Here is a 5,518-nt window from a genome sequence, read left to right as displayed (position 1 = left end):
ATCCAATTAGGAAACAAAGCCGTTTAAATGTGAGAATAATTCTTAGAAGGTATTCTCATAGGCCAAAACGAGATCGCGTTCTGTTCCAGTCAATCAAGTGTGTTTATGAGAAAACTAGCAGGTGTCAAAGGCTATTTGGGCTGTGGAGTTGGTTAATGATTTTGCTCAAAAATAAAGCTTCCCATAGGGGAAGCTCAAATCTCAATTGCTATAGAGGCTAATCTCGTCAAGAGTTAAAGCGTATTTTCTAGCTTTATTAGGAAAGTAACGATGTCTTCTGAACTGATATCTTTATGGGTAACAAAACGTACTGGATTACCAGGCGACATAGTAATGTCTTGCTCACTTAACTCGCTTGCGATGCGGTTGATATCTACTGACTCATCTAATTTAGCAAACACAATGTTAGTTTGGATGAAATCAGGGTTAACAGAAAAGCCTTCTAGCTTGTTTAGGCCAATCGCTAGATTTTTTGCATTGTCGTGGTCAGCTTTAAGTTGAGCCACGTTCTCCGTGAGCGCCATTTTCCCTGCTGCGGCAAGAATACCTGCCTGACGCATACCGCCACCGACCATTTTACGTAGGCGGCGTGCTTTAGCGATGTACTCTTTACTACCAAGAAGTAGAGAGCCAATCGGCGCGCCTAAGCCTTTTGATAAACAGATCGTCATTGAATCGAAGTGTTGTGCGATCTCTTTAATGTGAACATCCAGTGCTACTGCTGCATTGTATACGCGCGCGCCGTCGAGGTGCATTTGCAGGCCGTGTTGGTTTACGAACTCACGTGCTTCCGCTAGATAAGACATTGGCAGGACTTTACCATTGATCGTGTTTTCTAAACTAAGAAGCTTGGTACGAGCAAAGTGGCTGTCGTCGGGCTTAATCGCAGCGGCAAGCTTTTTAAAGTCTAAAGTACCGTCTGGGTTATTCTCGATTGGTTGAGGTTGGATAGAACCAAGGACCGCAGCGCCGCCAGCTTCGTATTTGTAGTTGTGCGCCTGCTGGCCACACAGATATTCATCACCACGCTCACAATGCGCCATTAAGCCAAGAAGGTTGGCTTGTGTACCTGAAGAGGTAAACATTGCCGCTTCAAAGCCTGTCTCATTTGCTGCCCACTGTTCTAGTTCGTTGACGGTTGGGTCATCGCCATAAACATCATCGCCCACTTCTGCGTTTGCCATTGCGTCACGCATAGCTTGCGAAGGTTTAGTTACGGTATCAGAACGAAAGTCCATGTTTCTCTCCTAGAGTACTTTAGGTAGCCATATAATTGGCTATAGATGGCCACATAGTTGGGCTTTACTTAAACAAGCGATAGTTTTGGTATCAGTGATTTGATCGTGTCGTATTTTATCGTGCAGTTCTTCTAAACTCAGTTCGATCACCTCTATGACTTCATCTTCGTCGCATTCAAAGCGGGTAGTGAGGCTTAAGTCTTTTGCGACAAACAGATGTTGTATCTCATCACAGAAGCCAGCCAAAGGGGTGACTTGCCCCAAGCTTTGAAAAGAAGTTGCACTGTAACCTGTTTCTTCTTCCAGTTCGCGTTGGGCACATTGAAGAGGTGTCTCATCTATTTCCATCGTGCCTGCGGGTAGTTCCAAAAGCCATTTCTTTAGAGAAGGGCGGAACTGGTTAATGAGGATGATTTTTCCAGACGAAGTGATAGGAAGAATAACTGCCGCGCCAGGGTGATTGATTGTTGTATGTTTTACCACGACGTTCGTAGGGAGCGTCACGTTCTCCTCTATGAGAGAAATACTTTTCCATTTATGGATAACTTTACTCATGCAGTCTGGCCACATTCCTTGCCAATTTTTCGTATAACGGAAGACGTGCACCACCATAACGTCTATGGTGTCGAAAATAAAAGAAAAATTAGGTTTCGTATTAGATTTAGTTTCACGCCGTTCGTGATGTTACTCTCATAATTGGAATCTATGATTGCGCCAAAATTACCGACGTAACCATCTGATATAAATGCAACTCAATAATAAAATGCACTTGTAACAAAGCGCTAACAAATGTATAAAAACAATTCTACACTCTCAACTGTTCAAAGATTTTCGGAGTAACGCATGAACCCTTCTATTTCTTCACATGCTGACAAGGCGCTACTCTCTGAAAGAATCAATAAATTAGCGCATGCTCTGTCTGATGGTGTCTACGAAAGAGAAGACACGATTAAGCTTTGTTTACTGGCTGCTTTGGCTGGTGAAAGCGTGTTTCTATTAGGCCCTCCGGGCATCGCAAAAAGCCTTATCGCGAAACGTCTCATTCAGGCTTTTGATAACAGCAGCTATTTCGAATATTTGATGACTCGTTTCTCTACTCCCGAGGAAGTGTTCGGCCCACTAAGTATCCAAGAATTAAAAGACAACGGTCGTTACGTAAGACTAACCGAAGGCTACCTACCAACTGCACAAGTCGTCTTCCTCGATGAGATCTGGAAAGCCGGCCCTGCAATCCTAAACACGCTACTTACTGTCGTTAACGAAAAGACTTTCAAAAACGGCAGTGATATTGAACGTGTACCGATGCGTCTACTAGTATCGGCATCCAACGAACTTCCAGATGAAGACAGCGGCTTGGAAGCACTTTATGACCGTATGTTGGTACGCGTGTTCGTGAACCGTATTCAAAACAAACAAAACTTCAAATCGATGCTGACGACGGGTACTTCTCAAGAAGCGGTAATTCCAAAAGGTTTGGCGATTACGGACATTGAATACCATCAATGGCAGAAAGAGCTCGATAAGCTGGAACTGACAGACAATTCGTTTGATAAGTTGTTTGAACTAAAAACCATGCTTGAAGAGACGGTTAAGAAGCAAGGCTCTGCTTCAGAGTCAGAATTGTATGTATCAGATAGACGCTGGAAGAAGGCCGTTAAACTATTGAAAGCGAGTGCGTTCTTTAGTGGTCGCGATAGCGTGAACCCTCTGGATATTATGCTTCTGCAAGATTGTTTGTGGCATAGCCCAGAATCACGTGATGTGGTTCGTAGCGTGGTGAAAGACTTTGCATTGAACCGAGCGTTTGATCAACAAGAGTCGAAAGCTCAAATTGAAATATCTCGTGAAGAGTTAGAAGAGATTCAAGACGATGTTGAATCAACGTTGTCGGTGTCACTTTCTATGGAGTCAACCAGTGGCTTGTTGCGTAAAGATGTTTACCAGAATGACATCAAGAACGCGAAAATGTACAGCGTGGGCAGTGCTTACAATCTAGTGAAACTGGTTATGCTGCAAAGCAACATGTCGGTTTCTGAATCTGAGAAAGGCGATAGCCGTTGGGTATACGTAGCCAAAGACGATTTTGATCGTGTTCTTAAAGAAGGTCACGGTGATATTTACGGTTACGTAAACGAAAATAAAAACCTATGCCGTTTAAAACTCGACTTGGATGCATCAAACCAATTAGTGATTAAAGACATCGCCAATCGCTCTGTATTGGTGAGTGTGGTTACTACTGACGGTTTAGACCAAGAACTGTACAACAAGTGGTTGAGTGGCGCTGAGAAAGCCTTAGAACAGTTAACTGAAGCTGAATTCAAGTTAAAACGCGTTCGTACTGAATTCCATGATGCATTACCTCATAACTATATTGACCCTGATTTACCAAAAGCGATGGAAGCAAGTTTGCAATCGGTAACGCAAGATTTTGAAACCACGAAAGTGAAGAGTGCCAAGATTGCTCAGCGTATTAAGTTTATGAGCCAGTACTTCGAGTAAGAGGAGAGCATATGTTAGGAGCAGACGGCTTAAACCTCGCTTTGATGGTGGCTGATTCAGGAATCATTGATACCGCGATGAATGATCTCATCGCTCGTTCTCAAGTCATGATGGCTGCAGAGAACAAAGGTGTGAAAACCTCAGTGAAAAACCACTTAGTTAAATGGCGCGGTAAAGTTAAAAAACGCGTTACTAAGGTGTGTGAAACTGATCGATTCCAAGAGGAAATCGCCCTTTACCAAGAAGTGATTTACTGGGATGAACCTCAGTTCTTTGATGAGATTGACAGCGTTATCAAAAAGCTGGAGTGGCACTCAGCGTTTTATCTACAAGCTCGACGCCTTATGGAGAACAACAAGGGTGTTTATAACGCGATGTTTCCACACTACTTTTGCGACCAATGGTACCAATCACTTTCTGATGCGATTAAACAAGCTCAAGTAACTGAACTTGAAACAAGCAAAGAAAAAGTCTTAGCCGATCTTTATCAGCGCATGGAAACCATGAAAAACATGGATAAAGTGACTGAGTCGGGTGATGAAGGCAGTGTAGGGCGCTTGTGGGACATGGCTTCTGCCAAATTAAGCAAAACAGACCTTACCATCATGAAACGTCATGCTGAGTTCTTGAATAAGCACAAGGGCTTGCAAGAGATCGCTGAAAAGCTAGGCCGTATGGCTGGTGAGGAAGATGATCCTTCGCTACACAAAGCCCCTGTAGAAGAATTGCAGGTGGTTGAAGAGAAAAGCGATGAAGCGGTCGATGATATTGTCGGGATTCATGAAAGTGATGACCTTAACAAGATGCTGCCAAACGAAACCATGTTCTTAGCTTATCCTGAACTTGAGGTTATCTTTTACAAGCACTTGGCCGACAAGCGTTTACTGAGCTATCGCTCGCAAGGTAAATCACGCACGTTACGCAAAGTGAAGGCGCAAAAACCAGATAGCAAGAACATCGATATTGAAAAGGGCCCGTTTATCGTCTGTGTGGACGCTTCGGGTTCTATGAGTGGTTTCCCTGAGCAGTCTGCTAAAGCAATGGCTTATGCCTTAATGCAAATTGCTCTTGCAGAAGAGAGAGACTGTTATGTGATTCTTTTTTCTTCTGAGCAGATTACCTATGAGTTAACAAGGCAAGATGGCCTACGTGAAGCGAGCGACTTCTTAAGTTACTCATTCCACGGCGGTACGGATTTGGAACCTGTTCTCATGAAGTCGATTGACCTAATGACTGGTGATAAATACAAGAATGCCGATTTAATCGTACTTTCTGACTTTATTGCGCCGAAACAATCAGACGAAATGATTGCTCAGGTTGAAAAGTTGAAAGAACACAAAAACCGTTTCCATGCGGTTAGTCTTTCTAAGTATGGCAACCCTCAACTTATGACTATGTTTGACCACTGCTGGGCGTATCATCCGAGTCTTGTCGGTCGTTTCATGAAGAAGTGGTAGCGCTAGAACATCTTGTTTAACTCGATTTTGCTGTGTGTTTTTTGATTAAAGAGATCGAACATGCAGCAATTTGATTTAAATGTCAGCAAACAGAATTTAAATTCACATTTTTGTTTGACTATCTTCACTCAATCCGTAAAGTAGGCACCCGAACACAGCGGGGCTAACGTTTAGTCGGTTCTAACGTGTTGAAAAATGGCGCCTTGGCAGAGTGGCTATGCAGCGGATTGCAAATCCGTGGACCTCGGTTCGACTCCGGGAGGCGCCTCCATTCTTTTTCTTAGCTTGATAAGTTAAGAGATATTAAGAATGAAAATGCGATAC

At 43.3% G+C, this 5,518-nt stretch carries 4 protein-coding genes and 1 tRNA gene; 3 read left to right on the top strand and 2 right to left on the bottom strand.

What is annotated here, in order from left to right:
- Nucleotides 1–233: 233 nt before the first annotated feature.
- Together ltaE and AB4486_RS15105 are read right to left on the bottom strand one after the other, a co-directional pair.
- A complete protein-coding gene (gene ltaE / locus AB4486_RS15110) occupies nucleotides 234–1,238 on the bottom strand; it encodes a low-specificity L-threonine aldolase (protein WP_372117593.1) in 1,005 nt (334 codons plus the stop codon).
- 39 nt (nucleotides 1,239–1,277) lie between these two features.
- Complete coding sequence (locus tag AB4486_RS15105) at nucleotides 1,278–1,793, bottom strand: NUDIX hydrolase (protein WP_050620708.1); 516 nt, start codon at nucleotides 1,791–1,793, stop codon at nucleotides 1,278–1,280.
- Nucleotides 1,794–2,081: 288 nt separating this feature from the next.
- Here AB4486_RS15105 and AB4486_RS15100 point away from each other — a divergent pair, with 288 nt between their 5' ends.
- From AB4486_RS15100 to AB4486_RS15090, 3 genes are all read left to right on the top strand, one after another.
- On the top strand, nucleotides 2,082–3,737 hold the full coding sequence (locus AB4486_RS15100) for an ATPase RavA domain-containing protein (RefSeq protein ID WP_372117589.1): 1,656 nt from the start codon (nucleotides 2,082–2,084) through the stop codon (nucleotides 3,735–3,737).
- 11 nt (nucleotides 3,738–3,748) lie between these two features.
- On the top strand, nucleotides 3,749–5,194 hold the full coding sequence (gene viaA, locus AB4486_RS15095) for an ATPase RavA stimulator ViaA (RefSeq protein ID WP_017064542.1): 1,446 nt from the start codon (nucleotides 3,749–3,751) through the stop codon (nucleotides 5,192–5,194).
- Nucleotides 5,195–5,391: 197 nt separating this feature from the next.
- A tRNA-Cys gene (locus AB4486_RS15090) sits at nucleotides 5,392–5,465 on the top strand.
- Nucleotides 5,466–5,518 lie beyond the last annotated feature (53 nt).

Source organism: Vibrio sp. 10N.222.55.C6, assembly GCF_041473395.1.
Lineage (GTDB): Bacteria > Pseudomonadota > Gammaproteobacteria > Enterobacterales > Vibrionaceae > Vibrio > Vibrio crassostreae_C.
This window is presented reverse-complemented; position numbering and strand designations above follow the sequence as displayed.